This window comes from Pandoraea iniqua (genome assembly GCF_902459685.1).
GTDB lineage: Bacteria > Pseudomonadota > Gammaproteobacteria > Burkholderiales > Burkholderiaceae > Pandoraea > Pandoraea iniqua.
This window is the reverse complement of the sequence record NZ_CABPSF010000015.1, coordinates 23,240-38,691: the sequence shown is the minus strand read 5'-3', so window position 1 is coordinate 38,691 and position 15,452 is coordinate 23,240. Positions and strand designations below refer to the sequence as shown.

Annotated in this window: 31 protein-coding genes; 15 read left to right on the top strand and 16 right to left on the bottom strand. The window is 61.1% G+C overall.

What is annotated here, in order from left to right; translation table 11 throughout:
- Nucleotides 1–58: 58 nt before the first annotated feature.
- The 16 genes from PIN31009_RS27770 to PIN31009_RS27705 form a co-directional block, all read right to left on the bottom strand.
- Nucleotides 59–355 carry a helix-turn-helix transcriptional regulator gene (locus tag PIN31009_RS27770; protein ID WP_150792185.1) on the bottom strand — a complete coding sequence of 99 codons (297 nt, stop codon included), beginning with the start codon at nucleotides 353–355 and terminating at the stop codon, nucleotides 59–61.
- Between the two features lie 73 nt (nucleotides 356–428).
- A complete protein-coding gene (locus tag PIN31009_RS27765) occupies nucleotides 429–1,463 on the bottom strand; it encodes a DNA cytosine methyltransferase (protein WP_150792184.1) in 1,035 nt (344 codons plus the stop codon).
- Nucleotides 1,464–1,493: 30 nt separating this feature from the next.
- A complete protein-coding gene (locus tag PIN31009_RS27760) occupies nucleotides 1,494–1,904 on the bottom strand; it encodes an HNH endonuclease (protein ID WP_246185906.1) in 411 nt (136 codons plus the stop codon).
- A gap of 364 nt (nucleotides 1,905–2,268) precedes the next feature.
- A complete protein-coding gene (locus PIN31009_RS27755) occupies nucleotides 2,269–2,541 on the bottom strand; it encodes a hypothetical protein (RefSeq protein WP_150792182.1) in 273 nt (90 codons plus the stop codon).
- On the bottom strand, nucleotides 2,541–3,116 hold the full coding sequence (locus tag PIN31009_RS27750) for a hypothetical protein (RefSeq protein ID WP_150792181.1): 576 nt from the start codon (nucleotides 3,114–3,116) through the stop codon (nucleotides 2,541–2,543). Before PIN31009_RS27750 ends, PIN31009_RS27755 begins: the two co-directional genes overlap by 1 nt.
- A gap of 1 nt (nucleotide 3,117) precedes the next feature.
- On the bottom strand, nucleotides 3,118–3,609 hold the full coding sequence (locus PIN31009_RS27745; protein WP_174997423.1) for an HNH endonuclease: 492 nt from the start codon (nucleotides 3,607–3,609) through the stop codon (nucleotides 3,118–3,120).
- The gene (locus tag PIN31009_RS28070; RefSeq protein WP_174997422.1) at nucleotides 3,606–4,136 is read right to left on the bottom strand and encodes a Lar family restriction alleviation protein; all 531 of its coding nucleotides are present in this window, start codon (nucleotides 4,134–4,136) and stop codon (nucleotides 3,606–3,608) included. The genes PIN31009_RS27745 and PIN31009_RS28070 overlap by 4 nt, the downstream gene beginning before the upstream one ends.
- The gene (locus tag PIN31009_RS28065) at nucleotides 4,129–4,302 is read right to left on the bottom strand and encodes a hypothetical protein (protein WP_217426856.1); all 174 of its coding nucleotides are present in this window, start codon (nucleotides 4,300–4,302) and stop codon (nucleotides 4,129–4,131) included. The genes PIN31009_RS28070 and PIN31009_RS28065 overlap by 8 nt, the downstream gene beginning before the upstream one ends.
- Before the next feature lie 25 nt (nucleotides 4,303–4,327).
- On the bottom strand, nucleotides 4,328–4,849 hold the full coding sequence (locus tag PIN31009_RS28060; protein WP_174997420.1) for a hypothetical protein: 522 nt from the start codon (nucleotides 4,847–4,849) through the stop codon (nucleotides 4,328–4,330).
- Between the two features lie 27 nt (nucleotides 4,850–4,876).
- Entirely contained in the window at nucleotides 4,877–5,470 is a 594-nt protein-coding gene (locus PIN31009_RS27735; RefSeq protein WP_150792178.1) for a hypothetical protein, read from the bottom strand.
- On the bottom strand, nucleotides 5,460–6,362 hold the full coding sequence (locus tag PIN31009_RS27730) for a PD-(D/E)XK nuclease-like domain-containing protein (protein ID WP_246185905.1): 903 nt from the start codon (nucleotides 6,360–6,362) through the stop codon (nucleotides 5,460–5,462). The genes PIN31009_RS27735 and PIN31009_RS27730 overlap by 11 nt, the downstream gene beginning before the upstream one ends.
- Nucleotide 6,363: 1 nt before the next feature.
- Nucleotides 6,364–6,606, bottom strand: a complete 243-nt coding sequence (locus PIN31009_RS27725) for a hypothetical protein (protein ID WP_150792177.1) — start codon at nucleotides 6,604–6,606, stop codon at nucleotides 6,364–6,366.
- A complete protein-coding gene (locus PIN31009_RS27720) occupies nucleotides 6,603–6,833 on the bottom strand; it encodes a hypothetical protein (RefSeq protein WP_150792176.1) in 231 nt (76 codons plus the stop codon). Before PIN31009_RS27720 ends, PIN31009_RS27725 begins: the two co-directional genes overlap by 4 nt.
- Nucleotides 6,830–7,024: a hypothetical protein gene (locus tag PIN31009_RS27715; RefSeq protein WP_150792175.1), complete on the bottom strand. Its 195-nt coding sequence runs from the start codon at nucleotides 7,022–7,024 to the stop codon at nucleotides 6,830–6,832. Before PIN31009_RS27715 ends, PIN31009_RS27720 begins: the two co-directional genes overlap by 4 nt.
- Nucleotides 7,021–7,206: a hypothetical protein gene (locus tag PIN31009_RS27710; RefSeq protein ID WP_150792174.1), complete on the bottom strand. Its 186-nt coding sequence runs from the start codon at nucleotides 7,204–7,206 to the stop codon at nucleotides 7,021–7,023. Before PIN31009_RS27710 ends, PIN31009_RS27715 begins: the two co-directional genes overlap by 4 nt.
- A 94-nt stretch (nucleotides 7,207–7,300) precedes the next feature.
- Nucleotides 7,301–7,714 carry a hypothetical protein gene (locus PIN31009_RS27705; RefSeq protein WP_150792173.1) on the bottom strand — a complete coding sequence of 138 codons (414 nt, stop codon included), beginning with the start codon at nucleotides 7,712–7,714 and terminating at the stop codon, nucleotides 7,301–7,303.
- A 676-nt stretch (nucleotides 7,715–8,390) separates the two neighbouring features.
- Between PIN31009_RS27705 and PIN31009_RS27700 the strand changes: the two genes are divergently transcribed.
- The 15 genes from PIN31009_RS27700 (at nucleotide 8,391) to PIN31009_RS27630 (ending at nucleotide 15,446) form a co-directional block, all read left to right on the top strand.
- Nucleotides 8,391–8,591: a helix-turn-helix domain-containing protein gene (locus PIN31009_RS27700; protein WP_150792172.1), complete on the top strand. Its 201-nt coding sequence runs from the start codon at nucleotides 8,391–8,393 to the stop codon at nucleotides 8,589–8,591.
- A complete protein-coding gene (locus PIN31009_RS27695) occupies nucleotides 8,588–8,905 on the top strand; it encodes a CII family transcriptional regulator (RefSeq protein WP_150792171.1) in 318 nt (105 codons plus the stop codon). The genes PIN31009_RS27700 and PIN31009_RS27695 overlap by 4 nt, the downstream gene beginning before the upstream one ends.
- An 86-nt stretch (nucleotides 8,906–8,991) precedes the next feature.
- The gene (locus tag PIN31009_RS27690; RefSeq protein ID WP_150792170.1) at nucleotides 8,992–10,080 is read left to right on the top strand and encodes a DUF1376 domain-containing protein; all 1,089 of its coding nucleotides are present in this window, start codon (nucleotides 8,992–8,994) and stop codon (nucleotides 10,078–10,080) included.
- Nucleotides 10,077–10,604 carry a hypothetical protein gene (locus tag PIN31009_RS27685; protein WP_150792169.1) on the top strand — a complete coding sequence of 176 codons (528 nt, stop codon included), beginning with the start codon at nucleotides 10,077–10,079 and terminating at the stop codon, nucleotides 10,602–10,604. Before PIN31009_RS27690 ends, PIN31009_RS27685 begins: the two co-directional genes overlap by 4 nt.
- Nucleotides 10,601–11,179 (top strand): RuvC family protein, encoded by a 579-nt coding sequence (locus PIN31009_RS27680; protein WP_150792168.1) that lies wholly within the window; start codon nucleotides 10,601–10,603, stop codon nucleotides 11,177–11,179. Before PIN31009_RS27685 ends, PIN31009_RS27680 begins: the two co-directional genes overlap by 4 nt.
- Complete coding sequence (locus PIN31009_RS27675) at nucleotides 11,176–11,730, top strand: hypothetical protein (RefSeq protein ID WP_150792167.1); 555 nt, start codon at nucleotides 11,176–11,178, stop codon at nucleotides 11,728–11,730. Before PIN31009_RS27680 ends, PIN31009_RS27675 begins: the two co-directional genes overlap by 4 nt.
- Before the next feature lie 131 nt (nucleotides 11,731–11,861).
- Nucleotides 11,862–12,137, top strand: a complete 276-nt coding sequence (locus PIN31009_RS27670; RefSeq protein WP_150792166.1) for a helix-turn-helix domain-containing protein — start codon at nucleotides 11,862–11,864, stop codon at nucleotides 12,135–12,137.
- Nucleotides 12,138–12,160: 23 nt separating this feature from the next.
- The gene (locus PIN31009_RS27665) at nucleotides 12,161–12,424 is read left to right on the top strand and encodes a hypothetical protein (RefSeq protein WP_150792165.1); all 264 of its coding nucleotides are present in this window, start codon (nucleotides 12,161–12,163) and stop codon (nucleotides 12,422–12,424) included.
- Nucleotides 12,425–12,426: 2 nt separating this feature from the next.
- Nucleotides 12,427–12,672, top strand: a complete 246-nt coding sequence (locus PIN31009_RS27660; protein WP_150792164.1) for a hypothetical protein — start codon at nucleotides 12,427–12,429, stop codon at nucleotides 12,670–12,672.
- Between the two features lie 3 nt (nucleotides 12,673–12,675).
- Nucleotides 12,676–13,002 carry a RodZ family helix-turn-helix domain-containing protein gene (locus PIN31009_RS27655; RefSeq protein ID WP_150792163.1) on the top strand — a complete coding sequence of 109 codons (327 nt, stop codon included), beginning with the start codon at nucleotides 12,676–12,678 and terminating at the stop codon, nucleotides 13,000–13,002.
- A gap of 42 nt (nucleotides 13,003–13,044) precedes the next feature.
- Nucleotides 13,045–13,230 carry a hypothetical protein gene (locus tag PIN31009_RS27650; RefSeq protein WP_150792162.1) on the top strand — a complete coding sequence of 62 codons (186 nt, stop codon included), beginning with the start codon at nucleotides 13,045–13,047 and terminating at the stop codon, nucleotides 13,228–13,230.
- 3 nt (nucleotides 13,231–13,233) lie between these two features.
- The gene (locus tag PIN31009_RS27645; RefSeq protein ID WP_150792161.1) at nucleotides 13,234–13,413 is read left to right on the top strand and encodes a hypothetical protein; all 180 of its coding nucleotides are present in this window, start codon (nucleotides 13,234–13,236) and stop codon (nucleotides 13,411–13,413) included.
- Nucleotides 13,414–13,415: 2 nt separating this feature from the next.
- Entirely contained in the window at nucleotides 13,416–13,631 is a 216-nt protein-coding gene (locus PIN31009_RS27640) for a hypothetical protein (protein ID WP_150792160.1), read from the top strand.
- The gene (locus PIN31009_RS27635; RefSeq protein WP_150792159.1) at nucleotides 13,631–14,056 is read left to right on the top strand and encodes a hypothetical protein; all 426 of its coding nucleotides are present in this window, start codon (nucleotides 13,631–13,633) and stop codon (nucleotides 14,054–14,056) included. Before PIN31009_RS27640 ends, PIN31009_RS27635 begins: the two co-directional genes overlap by 1 nt.
- Nucleotides 14,043–15,446: a terminase large subunit domain-containing protein gene (locus tag PIN31009_RS27630; RefSeq protein WP_246185907.1), complete on the top strand. Its 1,404-nt coding sequence runs from the start codon at nucleotides 14,043–14,045 to the stop codon at nucleotides 15,444–15,446. Before PIN31009_RS27635 ends, PIN31009_RS27630 begins: the two co-directional genes overlap by 14 nt.
- Nucleotides 15,447–15,452: the final 6 nt, after the last annotated feature.

The window sequence follows — 15,452 nt, the reverse complement described above, 5'->3', positions numbered from 1 at the left end:
CTGGTGCCGGAGAGAGGAACGGGAAAATGCCGTGTGAGCCTCTTCTGGCGGTGATCTGTCAGTTTTCCTGCGTTCCGATACCCCCAGAAGTACCCCCAGTCTCGTGGCCGTTGGCTGCAACCGAGGCGAGCAAGTCACGAATATCCTCGACTCGCCATGCCACCGTGCTGGGTGACAACTGAACCGGTGCAGGGTAGCGCTTTTCCTTCACGCCACGCAACCACGTCGTGCGCGAGACGGGAAACACGGCGAGTACCTGCGGCAGTCGAACAAAGCCCTCGGCGGGCAACGTCGGCTTGTCGTCGCGTGCGCGCTTCGGTGCGCGGGTATGTTCGGTGTGCTGTTGGGCATTCATCCTCGTATCTCCCAGGCGCGGGCAGTCACCCGCAGAATCTCTTTCAGTGCTTCGGCCGTGGCCGGGTGGGTGGTCATGCTGTTTCCTTGATTGCCTCGTTCACCCACCGGATGAACTCGGCCGCCGCTTGCGCGTTGATCGCGTTGCCGTAGGCGCGCAGTCGTCCCACTCTCGCGGGAGCCCCATGAGCCAGCGGGAATGTGCCGGGTTCAACTGGCCGCCACTTTCCATCCCGGCAGAGGAGCCAATCAGCATCTCGCCAGAAGCTGTTAGTCGGGCCGGGCCCTGTGCTTCTTTCGACTGCTGCGCCAGCGAGCTGCCTGTCATCCCCGCTGTAATCCCTGTGCCACATCGTGTCGAATCGCTGGCGCTCGGCGTTGTCCACCCCGCGAGCGCTGCGGCATGGTTGAGCGTCACGTTCGGCGTGGTGAAGTTCGGCGACGGCTTGCGCAGTGCGTCCGTGCTTGTCGTGGTCGGCCATCCTGCCATTTGTGCGACCAGCCCAAGGTCGGTCAGTGCAACCCCCATCTTCGAGCCGCGTGCGATCGAGCGCCGTTTGCGCTCCAGAAACTGTTCGGGCGTTCCTCCGGCTTCGCTGGCCGTAGGCGTGGGCCAGCCAGTAAAGGCGATCTCTGATGTGCGGAGCACCGACGCCCGCAGACGGAAACGGGATCGCCCCGAAGGCGTGACCCAAGCTTTCCATGTCATCTTGTACAAGGTCGAGCCAAGGCCCTGCGTCCTTGCTCGCGACTTGTTCTCCAAGCACGCTTGCAGGCATGAGTTCGCGGATGAGGTGGAACCAGTGCGGCCATAGGTGCCGCTCGTCAGCAAACCCAAGTCCTGCGCCTGCCGCGCTGAAAGGTTGGCACGGACAGGAACCGGTCCAAACAGGTCGGTCGTCAGGCCAGCCTGCCAGTCGGAGTGCATAGGACCAGACGCCGATGCCGGCGAAGAAATGGCACTGTGTGTAGCCTCGGAGGTCGTCAGGTCGAACATCGCGGATATCTCTCGTGTCGACGTCACCGGGCGCGATATGCCCGGCGGCGATGAGGTTGCGGATCCAATCGGCGGCGTATTTGTCATGCTCGTTGTAGTAGGCGCCTCGCATGTCAGTCGCCCAGAATGATCTCGTTCTGTCTCATGAGCACGCCCCCTTAGCGCCGTCGACGCGCTCAAAATAGAACACCACGGGCGCACCGGTTTCCTGAAGCAGACCGTATTGCTTCGACAGTCGGTAGATCGGGTGGTAGCTGTTCAGTGAGTTGATGTGTCCGGCCAGCCAGCCGCGCCACGATTCGAGCGACATTGACGCCTTGCTGATGTTGCATGGCGGGCAGGCAGGCATCATGTTCTCGATCACGTCGCGTTCTGGCCTGAGCGGTGTAGTCGTCGCGAGACGCACGCCGCCGTTAGATGCGTCTACACGCTTCAGGTCACGAATGCACGGCTCGAAGTGATCGGCATGCCAGCGCTCAGGAAGATCGCAACCGCAGTAGGCACAATGGCCGTCGTACTTCTGGCGCACCTGCTCGCGTTGAGCTTTCGTCATCTTCACGATTTCCGCTCCTCCGCTGCCTGAGAGGGCACAACAAGACATTTGAGACATTCGCCACCGGGCCACGATCCACAGACGCATGGGCCAGTAACTTTCCCAGTCGGATATGGCGGCAATCCGTGCGCTTCGGGGTCGTAACTTCCGAATCGGAGTCGCATGCGCTCGCGCACTTTTTCGATGTCGTGCTCATATCCGGTTTCGCCGCCGTTGCCTTCGCCCCATGCCCTCACATGTGAGAGCGCATCTACGGCGTCTGGAAACTCGGCGAGCCATCTGTCAGCGCATTGCACTGCCGCGCGGTATCGTTCGAGCATCGCCATTTCCTGCCTTGCGAATACCCATTTGAGCCAGTTACGCATCACATCCCCTTTGCCTGATTGGCCGTGAACGCTTTGCGAGCCTCGTTTGCGCGCTGAAGAATCGCGGGGATCTGTTCGCGAACCGACTCGAACAGTTCGCGTAATCCAGCCTCGTGCGGCTGCATGTACGTCTTCCCGAGTTGTCTGTAAAACACCTCGAGGAAGGCGTCGACGCCGTATCCGGTCAGCGCATCAAGTGCCCGCATTTCGGCTTCGCTGAACTCGAAGACAGCCCCGACGTGGACTGTTGGTCGTTGTGTGATCTTCGCCATCACTCCCCCTTCGCCTGACTGTCGGCAATAGCGGCTTGTAATGCAACGGTCAGCGCTCCGAGCGTGCCGGCCACACCGTGCGCTGAGAAGAACTCGGATGCAGCGATTGCATCGTCGATCGTCACAGGCTTGCGGCCGAGTTCCATTCCAGACAAGAGGGAAGGCCGCGTGTTGTGATGGCGCGCCATATCCATCAGCGTCGTGGCCGTTGCGATTCGGAGTGCGCGCACAAGCATCCCGTATGGCGTCAGCGGGTTCGTGAGGCTCGGCGATTCCTCCCCGCCATCCGCCGACAGCGCGGCGCGGGCTTGCCAGCACGGCCACAGTAATTCACGCGTGGTGAACGATCCGTAATCCTTGTCGGCGCACCATCGGTCAAACGCCTCCCGCTCATTCCCACCCACCTTCGCGGGAGACGTGAGGGCGGCAACCGTATCGGCCACGAGCTGCTCGAACTTCGCATGCGTCTCGTCGGACTTACGCTGCTGGGAAATGTATTCGCTGTCGGCCTGCTGCCAATAGGTCTGACCAAGGTTGTAAGCCTTGCGAAGCGCCGATTTGATTTCCTCTTGCATTTCAGTACCCCACCGGATTAAGCACGGCAAAGGAGCCGTGGTATTGGATCGCTGCCTTGTTATAGGCGTGAGCTGCCTCGTGGGGCGTTTCAAAATACCCGAGCATCTTCTTTGCTCCGTCCGCTTGGATACGCGCATACCAGCGTTTGTGCTGACGGTGGTACGAAACGCCTTTCAGTCCCGATTTGCCCAAAACCGCTTTATTCATGCAGTTGGTCGAATTGGTCGCGGCGCGCAGATTGGTTAGGCGAAAGTCGGTACGCACGCCATTGATATGGTCGAGCTGTATGGGGCACGTTTCGCTGAAGTGCATCTCCCATGCCATTCGATGCGACAGACGACGAATGCCGTGAAACCATATGACCGGGTACCCCTGATCGGACATGAACTCCATGCGCTTACCGTCCTTGAGACGGAATATCTCGCCGGTATCAGGGGAATATTTGAAAGCGGCTCTGTACGCTTCGAACACATGCGTGCTGTGCAGGATCATTTTTCCTCCTGCTGCGCATCTGCGGCGCGCTCGGCCGCAGCATCGGGGAGCGTGTCGCCGAACAATTCGACATACAAATCGGCCGCGTCGACGCCATTGCATACAAGACCGTCACCTGCGGCGGCATCCAGGAATTTGCGCAGGCCATCGCCGAGATTTCCGGCGCGCGGCATCGATCGGTACAGATTCCACACCGGCCAGCCCTTCGCTGCCCAGCGTTCGGCGGTCGCCTTGTCCCACGTCGTCGCAGACTTATCGATCAGGTGGTCGTCCGTGAACCACGCTACCGGCTCTTGCCCTGCGCTCTGTGCGACTGGCGTGGGGGGACGAGTGTTCCATTTAGCAATGGCCGATTCCGGCTCGTCATCGCTTTGTTCGGTTTTGCATACGCGGCATACGATGTGATACGGAGAAACATGCTGGCCGCCAGATCCATATTCATCCGGCGCGATCAGGATGTTTTCGCAGCCGCAGAACGGGCACGGCAGCAGCGTCGCATCAAACGTCACGGTCTTGAGTTCAGACATTCGCAGTGCTCCCGAAGTAGGCCGAGTACATAGCGTCGAGCGCTTCGACCTGCTCGCCGGTGAGTTGTGTGACTTGGCCGCTGTGCATGACGGCGCTGATCGGCGCAAGGGCCGCGCGCTCTTGGTCGGTGAGGTCGCCGGAGATTTGCTCCAGCGACTTGACCATTTGGGTTGTGGTCGGGAGGCGCATGTCAGGCGGCGTCCGGTTCGTTGAACAGTTGCTGAACCGTCTGCGGCGGGGGCGCGATGAGGTTGATATCGATCTCGCGGCGCACGAAGCTGCACAGTTTGCCGACGTCTTTTTCGGCCGGGGCGCCGACGGTGCGGAAGTTGATCTGCGTGCTGCCGCCCTGAATCGGGAGCAGGCGGAATTTGTCGACCTTCACGTCTTCGAGGACGATGTCGCTCTTGCCGCCCACACCGTAGGCCACGACGAGTTTGTGACCTGCGTATTCCTTGCCCCACTTGAAGCCGCTCATGTCCGGGAAACGCAGTTCCGACGGCATATCCGGGTCTACCATATCGGGCTGCTGCGCGTCCTCCGGCTTCTTGTAGAGAAGGTCGCGCAACTGCGGGTGAAACTCGGCCAGCAGCACATTCGGCACGACGCATGACCACTTCATTTCGAGCTCGGCTTTCGGATTGTCGGTGTCCTGTTCACCGAGAGCACGGACGGACAGGAGTTTCGCTTTCTGGTTGGTCAGTTCAAACATGGTGGGTATCTCCGGGTGGTGGACGTGTTACTGGCTGTCGGAAGGTGCTGCGGGGCCGCGCAGTGCTGCCACGCGATCGTTGAACGCTTTCTGCGCGGCCTCGACGTCAGCCTCGTTGACGAGTTGCATGGCAAGGTTTTTGGCGGCATCGCGCGACTTCTTGTCGCTCATCGATGCAATGGCATCGAGCACCTGCTCGATAGTCACAGCCTGTGCCATGACGAGACGCTTCACAAAGTGCTGAGCCTTCTTGCCCTTCGTCGACGTGAGCGAGATGGCGATGTCGCGCTCGATGTCGCTCAGGTGGCTGATGCGGATGCCGCCGACCACCTCGCCGCCGAACTTCACGCTCGGCTCGTTGAACAGCGTCATCGACTTGCCGATCCAGCGTCGGCCGTCTTCGCCCCACGCGAAAATCAGCAGCTTGCGCATCGTCTTGCACGGCTTGAACGGCCGGCCGTCGTCGTGCTGGTAATGGATGCTGACCGGCTGATCAGCACCACCGCCAACGCGCACGTCGGTCACGGTGATCGTCAGGTCACTGGTCAGCAGTTGCTCGGCATTGAGCTGGTCGCTCTTGGGCACGACCGTGTGACGCAGGTCGGTAATGTCATTCGGCATAGGAAATCTCCACTTCTTCATAGGTCATCGCGTACGGCGGCAGCTCTATCGTGGTCGTGTCGGTGCCATAGCCCGGCCACACGCCTGTTCGCGCACAGCGCTCGTACACATCAAGGTTTCGGTGCACCTCGTTGTAGCCCTCGGTGCGGCTCTCGTCGCCGAGCTTGAACACCTGCGCAGCGAACGGCCATTCAGTCTCGATCACGCAGAAGCGGAACTCTTCGACCGACGTCCCTGCGGCGATCTCGTATCCCTGCGTGTAGAAAGCGTCCTGCACGTGGTAGCGCTTACGCGCGATCTGGCGGCGGAACTCTTCGGCGGACGCATTGGTATAGGTCTTGACGTCCATGAGGATCGACGTCGACGCGCCGACCTGCGCGGCCAAGTCGGGACGGCAGCGGCAGGCGATGCCCGTCTGAGGATCGCGCCAGTACGCGGAGACTTCCACGCTGTGATTCCCCGCCAGCAGTTCGTTCACGCGTGGATGGCGCATGGCCGACTCGGCTTGCCACATCGCGGCGTCATACTGCGCACCCTTGATCGCGACTTTCCCGTCGGCGCGTGCCGCGGCCTCGAACTCTTTCCATTTGTTGGTGTTGCGGCGCACTGCTGGCCCGATCGCATAACGCCGACCGAATTCCTCAGGCTCGAGAATCGCGCAGTGGGCAAGCGTGCCCTCCAACTGGCCCGGCTTCATTTCGTCGCCGTCTTCGCCGAGCGCAACAGCGACGTGCTCATACTGCGGGTCGAGCATGCGGGCGTAGTAAATGGCAGGCGCACGGGCGATCAGGTCGAGCCCGGTCTTCGAAACCGACTCGGTGTCGGCGTGGTAATCCTCGATCGGCAGGCCGTGCACGATCCGACCAGCAGCCGCGCGCATGGGTGCGTTCATCTCAGACGCTCCGGAAAACGACGGGCTGGGCGGCGCGCAGATCATTCTCAAGGTCGAACGTGCCGACGACGCCACAGCCGAGCGCGATGACGGCGATAGCGATGAGAGCGGCGACGCCCGGGTAACTGGCTGTGAAACGGTCGATGGCGCGGATGATCGCCGGGCGGCGACGGCGTGCGACGTGCGGGCAGCTAGACGCCGTGTGCCCGCGTTGCAGGCAGATCGTGCAGTGATCGCGACTCATACGATCTCCTTCGGCTCGCGGGCACGAAGCATGGCGTCGGCCATGTCATAGGCCATGATGGCAACGTCGTCTTCCTTGTAGTCGAGTCCCCCGTCTAGCTGCGCGATGATTGCGGTCATCTCTTTCGCCGCGAAGTAGTCGCGCAGCATCATGCCGAATCCCGCATGGATGGTCGTGTTTTCATCTGTGGTGGGAAAAGCCGGACCGCCGTCGTTGAGCTCGCTCATGCCTCTCCTCCAGTCTTAGCCAAAAGCCACTGAGTCGTTTCCTTGGTGAAGTCACTGTCAGCCGCGTATCCGAACCACTCACAAGCAGCAACGACGCCAATTTTTCGAATAGCATTCTCGAATTCGTCACATGGGGTCTTCACATCTGCCGGAGCTATTTCGCCAGCGCCACCGAATTTGAGAGCGCTCATGCTTCACCTCGGGCTTTGGCGAGGGCGGCGCGAGCTGCGTCGAGAGTCATCGTCTCGGTGGACCAACCGTCCTGTGGGTATTGCTTGACAAGGTTCACTCGCATCGCGGCGTAGACATCGGTGAGCTTGTCCAGCGCCTCCAGCAGTTCCGGCGCAGCGGCGATCAGTTGTGTGTCGGCCATTCCGGCTCCGAACACATCTGCGATGAGCAAGCTGGGATTTTGCCTAGGAGTAATCGAACCGGCAGATGAACCACACCACGGCCCCGGCGTGTGCTTATCCATGCTTCACCCCCATCTGCGCGATCACAGCGGCGCGCTGCAAGTCCTTGGCGGTGATATCCGACATGCGCAGGCCCGGAGTGACGGCAGCCTCAGCGAGACGGATGCACTCGATTTCGGCCTGATCGCGCCATTCGCGGCGAATGATGCGCACCAGCACCGGGCCGAGCGCCAGATCAGCAGCGCCCGAGCGGAACGCGGCGCAGATCACCGTCACGTCTTCCGGCAGGACCAGCGCGCCCAGCACTTCGGTGATGTCGCTCGGGAGAGCCGCGCGCTCAATCAGCGACGCGCGTGCAACGACCGCTGCGTCGAAATCAGCGTCGATTCGATCCAGCGCTTCTGCGGCTTCGCTCTGGCTCATGGAGCCAATCTGGCGATGGATGGCTTGGGGGAGAGGGGCGTTCATTTGTGCCTCGCGTTCCGTGTGGATGTGAGGCAATCTTAGGTCGACCTAAAGAGTTCGTCAAGAATTATTTTAGTCCGGCCTAATATTGATGACGAAAAGAAGGCCGCTCTAGGCGGCCTGTTTTCGTTGCGGCTTACTTCCAACGGGTTCTATGTAGGTCTTTTTCTTCGGTCCGACAGTGAGATCACCTGAGCCATCGGCGGACCTCTTATCCGGCCTTCTTGACCTCCGGCGGCTGGGATGCGATCCAATCTTCCCATGTGTCGCGCATAAACCGACTTACGCGCGCCCGCTCCCGTTCGGGGAGTTGTTCGTACTGTTCGCGTGTCACGCCTTGGAACGGCCATGCCGCTCCCTCGCGCTTTATAGGCAACTTCCCAAACAATACCCACTCAGGTCGCACTCCCAAAAGCTCACATGCTCGGAGAAGATTTTCGGCCTTGATGTCTTTCGCTGGCGTGATTGTGCCTGCCCCAATCCACGCGGACAGACTGGGGGCGGCAACCCCGAGCGCCGTCGCAAGGGCGTTTGCATTGTATGGACTTTGCTCAAGTGCGAGAGCAAGTCGCTTATTCCAGGTATCCATTAGTCGAGCCTAACCACAGTTGTTTTAGCTGTAACTTGCATTTCGTCTTAGGTCGGCCTAAAATCCATTCGAAATCACATGGAGGTTCGGATGGACAACTTAGCCAACGCGGTAATCGACCGCCTCGGTGGCACGTCGGCTGTGGCTCGAATCTGCGAGTGCAAGCCGCCGTCGGTTCACGAATGGCGCATCAACGGCATTCCGAAGGCTCGGTTGCAGTTCTTGCGTCTCGCGTACCCCGAGGCTTTCAAAGACCTTGAACCCAAAAGCACCGATCAGGTGGCCGCATGACCACCGCAGAAACAGTTTCAGCCGACGAGGCGGAAAGTACACGCATGGTCGGTGCACGCAATCACGCGGAGCTTTTGCGCGCAGTTGCACGCACCACGCAGAGTCGTGCTGCGGAATGCCTCGGCGTGCACGCGAGCACGATCAGCCGGCGCCTCGACGATATGAAGGACGTTTGTCTGCTACTGGCGGCTTTCGGCCTTCAACTCGCGCCGCTCGACGCGATGGTCGTCGCGCGGCTTGAGATCGAAGCGCTTGAAGGTTTGGCCTTCAAGTATCTGGAAGGGCGCCAGTACGAGCGCCTGAAGGGGCTTTGACCATGACCGCCGACATCATCGTTGCCGTGGTGCTGGCCGCCGTCATCACGCCCACGTGGTTTGTGCTGCGGCGCAGGGGGTGACCCGTGATTGATCTCCCGCAACCCCTTACTGCTGCCGATTGCGACCTGCGCAATTTCCGAGAAATGCCGATCGACGTTCCACGCCTGCTTGGATCGGATCTTGTGCATGACGAGTCGCCTGAATCGTGCTGGTCAGCCGTATTGCTCTGGTGCGTTGCTTGGCACGAGGTCCCGGCTGGCTCACTTCCTGACAACGACGAGTGGCTGGCAAAACGCGCTGGCTACTGGCACAAGGGCAAGCTCGACGAGACGTGGCTTGATGTCCGCGCGGGCGCTCTTCATGGCTGGGTGAAATGCGCAGACGGGCGCCTGTATCACCAAGTGCTGGCCGAGAAGGTCAACAACGCATGGGCCGCGAAACATCGTCATGCCCATGGAAAGCTTGTGGAACGACTGCGGAAAAGGAACAGAGCGCGGGCGGAAAAGAGCCTGATTCCTCTGGAAATACCCGAGCTAGAGCATTGGATAGAGATGGGCTTTCCTCTGGAACGCGAACTGTTTCCTGCGGAATTCGGAGTCACTTCCGGAGGAAACGTAAAAACTTCCGCTGGAATTCCTCCGGAAAACGCTCTTAAAGGAAAGGAACAGAGCGGAGCGGAACAGAACGGAACAGAACGTAAACCTAAAACCATAGGTTCTAACGACGACGTTGGTGAATCCGCGCACGCCGCGGATTCCACGGACATGCTCACCGCCGTCGAAGTGTCGAAAAATCTGATCGCTTGGGAGCGTTCGCGCAACAAGCTTCCCAGTGGATTGACCGCTAGCGCACAGCAGGTGATCGACCTCGCCGGTACCGGTCTTACGTTCGCCGAACTGCGTGCCGCGTACGACGCCGCCGTTGAGGCGCGCGACAACGCCCACGACCCGAATCCCGTCAACGCAGGTTTCGTGCGCTCTTTCGTCGAGAAGCACCGGCGCCCCGCACCGAAACCCAAAGCACCGCCGCTCCACACGCTCAACGACATCCAGCTCACGCAAGTGGCTCGTGAATGCGGCGCCGGTGAAGCACGCGTCGGCGAGTCCCGTGATTCGTACATCGACCGCATCAAACGCAAGCAGGCTGAAAACTCTCGAGGAGCAGCGGCATGAGCGATACCGTCACCAACGCGCAGGATTCGGGACCGAAATGGGCGTGTGCCGCTCACGGTTGCATGCTGGCCGGCACCACGAGGACCGGTGCCGATTGGCTTTGCGGCTGTCACGCGCACGTCATGCCGATGCACTGGCAGGAGGTCACTGCACGCATGCACGCCCGGGCTGCCTTCGTGAGGGCGTACCTCAACGCGGCAACGATCCATCCCTTCGACTGGGCCAACGGGCGGCACCGCGCCGCTTCTGACGCCATGGCGCGAATCGGTCGACCCGACCTCGCCCCGTCGAACCAGATCCGTACCACGAAGGTTTTCGACCGCAAGGAGCATGCCTTCGTAGAGCACACCCGCACGATCAACGAACAGGACTCCGTGAAGCTTTGGACCGAGCGTCTGTACCTGACGCTCGTCGCCGAGTGCTGTGCCGATCTGGACAAGGCGAAGGTGCGCACCGTGCCAAGCGCCGAATTGCCCTTCACGCCGCCAGCCATTCAATCCCTCATCCCGGAGATGGCCGAATGACGCTCTTCGACGAAATGCCCCGAGTTTGCGCACAAACGCAAACCGTCGATGCACCAGACGAATTCCCGCCCCTCGCGAGCGCGCCCGCGTTTGAGACGCGCCGCAGCATTCTCGCGCTCGACCTTGGCACGAAACTCGGCTGGGCCACCGTAGACCGGAACGGCGTGGTGCGCAGCGGCAGCATTTTGTGTTCCACCTCGATTGGCTCCAGCACTGTCGCGGGACAGCGTTGGAACAAATTTCGTGCGCACTTGAACCAGATGTGCACCACCGTGGGCGATATCGATGCCGTGTATTTCGAGGACGTGAAGAACCACGGCCCGGGGCAGATCATCGCCGCACACGTTTATGGCGGCTTCCTCGCGCACTTGGAGCACTGGTGCACTGGCCGAAACATCGAAATGACGGGCGTAGGTGTGGGGCAGGTGAAGAAGGCATGGACCGGCGCAGGCAACGCCAAGAAACCCGACATGATCGCCGCCGCACAGGCGCGGGGCTTCCGCCCGAAGGATGACAACGAGGCCGACGCTCTGGCCATCCTCTCGCTGGCGATCACGCGGGAGAACGCGCGATGACCGGCCGCTACGTTCGCTGGTCCGAAGAGGACAAAGCCATCCTGCGCGAGATATGGTCGTCGCCCGAGCCGATCGAGTCTCAGGTGCACCGGCTGCCCGGGCGCACCGTAGACCATCTCCGGCAGAAGGCCAACGCGCTCAAACTCGGCAGCAAGCCCCGAGGGTCGCAGGGATGGAAGCGCATTCGCGCGGCATTGCATGGCGGCGCGTTGCTCACCACGCAAGCGATTGCCGACACCGTTTACCTCTCTGGGCAGCAGGTCCGCGAACTGCTCGACGCCGCTGTGCTACGCGGAGAGGTCCACGTCTTCGACTGGGTGCGCGTCTCTCGCAATGGGAAGGCACAGAAGCGCTATCGCCTCGGAGCAGGGCAGAGCGCCAAGGAACCCGCGCATTTCACCGCTGAGCAGCGGCAAGAGCGATGGCTCAACAAGCAAGACCCGCACGAGCTGTTCATGCGCCGGCGCCGTTACTACGTTCGAAAGCTGGCCGACAACGGGCGGCTCGCGCGCCGTGACGCGCTGACAGCGGCATTTTACGGGGGCGTGTGATGGACAACTTCGACCCCATCGGCGCAATCCTGCTCTTCGCCGGTGCCAGTTGCGTCGTCATCGCTGGCTGTCTGGCGGCCGGCATCTGGTTCATCGACCGATCTTTCCCGCTGCCCTAGTGAGGTGATGCCATGTTCGCACGCGTCGAAGTGGACCTGCTCCGTTACATCCGACCCGGCCAGCCGGTGACCTGCGACCAACTCGTCGCCGTCACCGGTTGCAGCCGCATGACGGTGCGCAGGCGTCTCAATGCGCTCGTCGAGGCGGGCGTTCTCGAGGCTCCGGCACGGCGTGCACGCGGTCTTTTGGCTCATTACCGGATCGCCACCGGCTCGCGCCCGGCGATTGTCCGCGAACCTCTCATGGCCGCTTTTTACGGCCCAGCACAGACAAATTTCCGCCCCTAAATGGCTATTTCAGGAGAAACAGCATGGATATGCGCGCCAATCGTAGTTTTATCCCCAGATGGCTCGTTTTCATCGGGGCTGCAATGAGCCTCGGCGGTGTGCATCGCTTTCAGCCCGGATCGCGTGCACATCGTCGCGCAGTCAGCCGCAAATATTCGACCTCGTCGCGCATGCCGCATGAAGGCAAGAAGCAGGCGGAGAAGGCGCGTGCTTTGCAAATGGTGGGCACGTTCCCGAATGGCGTGCCGCGATCGGCCCCGATCATCCAGAAGCGTCCGAGCCTCTGACCATGACCGGCCTCACGCGCCTTTCCGCCATCTGGTGCCGCGACGCGCAGTTTCTCGCGTGGCTCTCCGAGATCGCCGGGCAGCCCATCAGCAGCGACGACGCGGCCTATGCGGTGCGTGAGGCTTGCGGCGTCGCCTCGCGTCGCGAACTCGAAACCAACCCGGACGCGGCCCACGCGTTCATCACGAAGGTACGGCGCCCATTTCTGGCGTGGCGCGACCAGCAGCACCAACCCAAAGGAGCATGAGAAATGGAAGAACTGAACCAACAACCGACCGGCGCCGAGGTGGCGCAATCGGGGGAGCCTGCCGCTGCGACGGCACAGGCGTCGTCCGAGACGACCGGCACGGCATCGAGCGGTGCGGATGCGACTCTGGCCGACGTTGGGCTGACGGGTGCATCGCCCGAATCAACCAGCGCCTCGCCGACGGGAAGCGCCGAGGATTCCACGACGGGCGCTGACGCTGTGCCGCAAGGTGCTATCGCGAAGCTTCGCGCGCACCTCTGGTCGTTCGAGCGCGAGGCTGTGGCCGAACTGCATGCGGCGCTCGACGAAATCGAGGCGTTTCTGGCCTAAACCCATGCGCCGCCAAGCGCGGCGCCGCTTTCAGGAGTTGAGATGGACGAGCATAAGGAAGCGCTTTATGCGGTGTGGATGGATAGCGGCGGCCAGTTCGCTGTTCACGTGGATGGCAAGCCTTCCGTCTGTTCCCTCACCGGTCATTTGATTTTCACTCGCGCCGACGGCGTGGTAACCAGCCGATTTCAAGTGTGGTTCGGCTTCCGCATTCAGGATAAGGAGTAAGTCATGGCTACGAAATGGATCAAGGATGCAATCAAAAAACCCGGTTCGTTGCGCAAGGAACTGGGGGTGAAGGCGGGGGAAAAGATCCCCGAGAAGAAGCTCGACGCGGCGGCGAAGAAGGGCGGCAAGGAAGGTCAGCGAGCCCGACTGGCGAAGACCTTGCGCGGCTTTGGGGGGAAGTAACGATGATGAGCCTCGCATCCTTGGCCGTGGCCTACAGCCTGCTCCGGTGGGCTATCGGCTGCGTCGTGCTGTTCATCCTGATTCAGATTGCGTTCTGGTTCGGTTTGCCGGCGCCTGAGCGCCCGCTGCTTTGGCTGTTGGTCATCTGGACTGTTTTTCAGCTTTGGCGAACCATGCGGGCGTTCCGGGCAATCGTCCGTAGTGCTGGGGGGGAGTGATGGGGTGCAAGACGCTCTACCGGCCCGAGTTTGCCGAATTGGCGCGCAACTACAGCCTTATTGGCGCGCTTGAGGGGGAGCTCGGGCCGCTTTTCAAGGTGAGTGACCGGACGATTCGCAACTGGAAGCGTGACCATCCGGAGTTCGCCAAGGCCGTTGAGGAAGGTGCTGTGCATGCCAACGCGAATGTTGTCGGGCAGCTCTACCGAAACTGCATGCGTGGCGACAACACGGCAATCATCTGGTGGACGAAGAACAAGATGGGATGGCGCGAGAAGGTAGCCGTCGACGCAAATGTGAACGGAAAACTTGATCTGAATAACCTGAGCGATGAGCAGCTTGACAAGATCATCACCGAACTCGGCGCGGCTCTCGGACTCGGAGGCGCGTCGGGTTCGTCTCAATTTGGCGATGGCGCTGGCTGAGAAGGCCGAGCGCCGGGCCCGCAATCGACTGGCTTTGTTCAAGCCATATCCATGGCAACGCAAGTTCTTCGCCGAGGGGGCGAGGAATAAGCAGCGCGCACTCATGGCCGCGAACCGAGTCGGCAAGACCGAAGGTGCCGCATTCGAGCGTGCGATTCACCTCACTGGCCGTTACCCCGATTGGTGGGAAGGGTACCGATTCAGTCGCCCTATCCGGTCATGGGCACTTGGCGTCTCTGGTGAGCAGATCCGCGACGTGATCCAGCGCAAGTTGCTCGGGGACTTCGAGGGCGATGCGCTCGACGGCAAAGGGGCAATCCCCGGCGACTGCTTGGGCGAGTTCATCCGTTCCCCCCAGACGAAGAACCTCATCAAGGAAATCAAGATCAAGCATGAGACGGGCGGATGGTCGACGTTGTCGTTCAAGGCATACGAGCAAGGGCAGCATGTGCTCATGGGCGACTCGATCGACGACATCTGGATCGACGAGGAGCCACGCGACCAGCAGATTTACCCGCAGTGCCTGACACGTACGCTGACCGGTGACGACAATCGCGGCGGCCTCGTCACGCTGACGTTCACACCTGAGAACGGCATGACGCCGCTCGTTTCACAGTTCATGGAGGACATCAAGGAAGGGCAGTACCTGATGAACGTCACATGGGCTGATGCGCCGCACCTGACCGAAGAGGCTAAGGCCCAGATCCTCGCCGCCTACCCTGCGTACCAGCGTGACATGCGCTCGAAAGGCGTGCCGGCCGTCGGTGCGGGCCTCATCTTCACGGTGTCTGACGACGACATCAAGGTCGATCCCTTCCAAATTCCCCCTCACTGGGACGTCATCAACGGCCTCGACTTCGGCTGGGACCACCCGCAGGGCCACGTGCAACTGGCATGGGACAAGGATGCCGATGTGATCTACGTGACGAACGCGTGGCGCGCGTCACAGAAGGACGCAGGGCAGGCGCGTATCGCCGTTCAAGGCTGGGCGCGTGACATCCCATACGCATGGCCTCACGACGGCTTGCAGCATGAGAAGGGAGGCGGCGAAGAGTTGAAAGGTCAGTACGCGGCTGTCGGCTTCAACATGCTTCCCGCACATGCGACATGGCCTGACGGCGGCAACAGCGTCGAGGTCGGCATCTGGGAAATGCAGGAGCGCATGCTGTCTGGCCGATGGAAAGTTTTCTCGCCGCTCGTCGACTGGTTCGAAGAGAAGCGCCTTTATCACCGCGACGAGAACGGACGAATCGTGAAGAAGCGCGACGATTTACTGTCGGCCTCACGCTACGCGTACATGATGCGTCGCCTCGCCACTCCGAACGCCCCACAGCGTCCTGAGCATTTCGATATCCCAAAAACCGTCAACCACTGGAACGCGCGGCGATAGCGCGCA

Excerpts from the sequence above, each read along its gene's own strand:
- PIN31009_RS27770 (WP_150792185.1), bottom strand. The coding sequence starts at position 355 with ATGAATGCCCAACAGCACACCGAACATACCCGCGCACCGAAGCGCGCA.
- PIN31009_RS27765 (WP_150792184.1), bottom strand. The coding sequence starts at position 1,463 with ATGCGAGGCGCCTACTACAACGAGCATGACAAATACGCCGCCGATTGG.
- PIN31009_RS27760 (WP_246185906.1), bottom strand. The coding sequence starts at position 1,904 with ATGACGAAAGCTCAACGCGAGCAGGTGCGCCAGAAGTACGACGGCCAT.
- PIN31009_RS27755 (WP_150792182.1), bottom strand. The coding sequence starts at position 2,541 with ATGGCGAAGATCACACAACGACCAACAGTCCACGTCGGGGCTGTCTTC.
- PIN31009_RS27750 (WP_150792181.1), bottom strand. The coding sequence starts at position 3,116 with ATGCAAGAGGAAATCAAATCGGCGCTTCGCAAGGCTTACAACCTTGGT.
- PIN31009_RS27745 (WP_174997423.1), bottom strand. The coding sequence starts at position 3,609 with ATGATCCTGCACAGCACGCATGTGTTCGAAGCGTACAGAGCCGCTTTC.
- PIN31009_RS28070 (WP_174997422.1), bottom strand. The coding sequence starts at position 4,136 with ATGTCTGAACTCAAGACCGTGACGTTTGATGCGACGCTGCTGCCGTGC.
- PIN31009_RS28065 (WP_217426856.1), bottom strand. The coding sequence starts at position 4,302 with ATGGTCAAGTCGCTGGAGCAAATCTCCGGCGACCTCACCGACCAAGAG.
- PIN31009_RS28060 (WP_174997420.1), bottom strand. The coding sequence starts at position 4,849 with ATGTTTGAACTGACCAACCAGAAAGCGAAACTCCTGTCCGTCCGTGCT.
- PIN31009_RS27735 (WP_150792178.1), bottom strand. The coding sequence starts at position 5,470 with ATGCCGAATGACATTACCGACCTGCGTCACACGGTCGTGCCCAAGAGC.
- PIN31009_RS27730 (WP_246185905.1), bottom strand. The coding sequence starts at position 6,362 with ATGAACGCACCCATGCGCGCGGCTGCTGGTCGGATCGTGCACGGCCTG.
- PIN31009_RS27725 (WP_150792177.1), bottom strand. The coding sequence starts at position 6,606 with ATGAGTCGCGATCACTGCACGATCTGCCTGCAACGCGGGCACACGGCG.
- PIN31009_RS27720 (WP_150792176.1), bottom strand. The coding sequence starts at position 6,833 with ATGAGCGAGCTCAACGACGGCGGTCCGGCTTTTCCCACCACAGATGAA.
- PIN31009_RS27715 (WP_150792175.1), bottom strand. The coding sequence starts at position 7,024 with ATGAGCGCTCTCAAATTCGGTGGCGCTGGCGAAATAGCTCCGGCAGAT.
- PIN31009_RS27710 (WP_150792174.1), bottom strand. The coding sequence starts at position 7,206 with ATGGCCGACACACAACTGATCGCCGCTGCGCCGGAACTGCTGGAGGCG.
- PIN31009_RS27705 (WP_150792173.1), bottom strand. The coding sequence starts at position 7,714 with ATGAACGCCCCTCTCCCCCAAGCCATCCATCGCCAGATTGGCTCCATG.
- PIN31009_RS27700 (WP_150792172.1), top strand. The coding sequence starts at position 8,391 with ATGGACAACTTAGCCAACGCGGTAATCGACCGCCTCGGTGGCACGTCG.
- PIN31009_RS27695 (WP_150792171.1), top strand. The coding sequence starts at position 8,588 with ATGACCACCGCAGAAACAGTTTCAGCCGACGAGGCGGAAAGTACACGC.
- PIN31009_RS27685 (WP_150792169.1), top strand. The coding sequence starts at position 10,077 with ATGAGCGATACCGTCACCAACGCGCAGGATTCGGGACCGAAATGGGCG.
- PIN31009_RS27680 (WP_150792168.1), top strand. The coding sequence starts at position 10,601 with ATGACGCTCTTCGACGAAATGCCCCGAGTTTGCGCACAAACGCAAACC.
- PIN31009_RS27675 (WP_150792167.1), top strand. The coding sequence starts at position 11,176 with ATGACCGGCCGCTACGTTCGCTGGTCCGAAGAGGACAAAGCCATCCTG.
- PIN31009_RS27670 (WP_150792166.1), top strand. The coding sequence starts at position 11,862 with ATGTTCGCACGCGTCGAAGTGGACCTGCTCCGTTACATCCGACCCGGC.
- PIN31009_RS27665 (WP_150792165.1), top strand. The coding sequence starts at position 12,161 with ATGGATATGCGCGCCAATCGTAGTTTTATCCCCAGATGGCTCGTTTTC.
- PIN31009_RS27660 (WP_150792164.1), top strand. The coding sequence starts at position 12,427 with ATGACCGGCCTCACGCGCCTTTCCGCCATCTGGTGCCGCGACGCGCAG.
- PIN31009_RS27655 (WP_150792163.1), top strand. The coding sequence starts at position 12,676 with ATGGAAGAACTGAACCAACAACCGACCGGCGCCGAGGTGGCGCAATCG.
- PIN31009_RS27650 (WP_150792162.1), top strand. The coding sequence starts at position 13,045 with ATGGACGAGCATAAGGAAGCGCTTTATGCGGTGTGGATGGATAGCGGC.
- PIN31009_RS27645 (WP_150792161.1), top strand. The coding sequence starts at position 13,234 with ATGGCTACGAAATGGATCAAGGATGCAATCAAAAAACCCGGTTCGTTG.
- PIN31009_RS27640 (WP_150792160.1), top strand. The coding sequence starts at position 13,416 with ATGATGAGCCTCGCATCCTTGGCCGTGGCCTACAGCCTGCTCCGGTGG.
- PIN31009_RS27635 (WP_150792159.1), top strand. The coding sequence starts at position 13,631 with ATGGGGTGCAAGACGCTCTACCGGCCCGAGTTTGCCGAATTGGCGCGC.
- PIN31009_RS27630 (WP_246185907.1), top strand. The coding sequence starts at position 14,043 with ATGGCGCTGGCTGAGAAGGCCGAGCGCCGGGCCCGCAATCGACTGGCT.